This is a genomic window from Marivita lacus, assembly GCF_014637725.1.
Taxonomy (GTDB): Bacteria; Pseudomonadota; Alphaproteobacteria; order Rhodobacterales; family Rhodobacteraceae; genus Marivita; species Marivita lacus.
Genome location: NZ_BMFC01000062.1, coordinates 1 through 693 on the forward strand (window position 1 = coordinate 1; position 693 = coordinate 693).

Annotated in this window: 1 protein-coding gene; it reads left to right on the forward strand. The window is 66.7% G+C overall.

The window, feature by feature from the left end; all coding sequences use genetic code 11:
• Positions 1 to 693, forward strand: a 693-nt coding sequence (tnpC, locus tag IEV82_RS23495) for an IS66 family transposase (protein ID WP_188484506.1), incomplete at both ends; no start/stop codon positions are given.

Here is a 693-nt window from a genome sequence, read left to right on the forward strand (position 1 = left end):
CAGCGCCGAACGCACCGCCCGGCTGATCGACCAGCTCGAGTTGCAGCTCGAGGAACTGGAAACAGCCGCGGCCGAAGATGTCATCCGCGCCGAGCAGGCGGCGGAAAAGACGGCGAAGGTTCGAGCATTCGATCGCCGCAAGCCCGTCCGCAAGCCATTCCCCGAGCATCTGCCGCGCGAGCGGGTGGTGGTCGAGGCCCCGGCGGCCTGCAAGTGCTGCGGGTCAGACCGGATCGTGAAGATGGGTGAGGACATCACCGATACGCTGGAGGTGGTGCCGCGGCAGTGGAAGGTGATCCAGACCGTCCGGGAGAAATTCACGTGTCGCGATTGCGAGAAGATCAGCCAACCGCCGGCGCCGTTCCATCCGACGCCCCGGGGCTGGGCGGGTCCGAGCCTGCTCGCGATGATCGTGTTCGAGAAGTTCGGCCAGCACCAGCCGTTGAACCGCCAGGCCGAACGCTATGCCCGCGAGGGCGTGGAGTTGAGCCTTTCCACGCTCGCAGACCAGGTGGGCGCGGTGACCGAGTTGCTCAAGCCGCTGCATGCCCTGATCGAGGACCATGTTCTGGCCGCCGAGCGATTGCACGGCGACGACACGACAGTCCCGTTGCTCGCTCGAGGTGGCACGAAGACGGCCCGGCTCTGGACTTATGTCCGCGATGACCGCCCTTTTGGCGGCACGGCCCCACC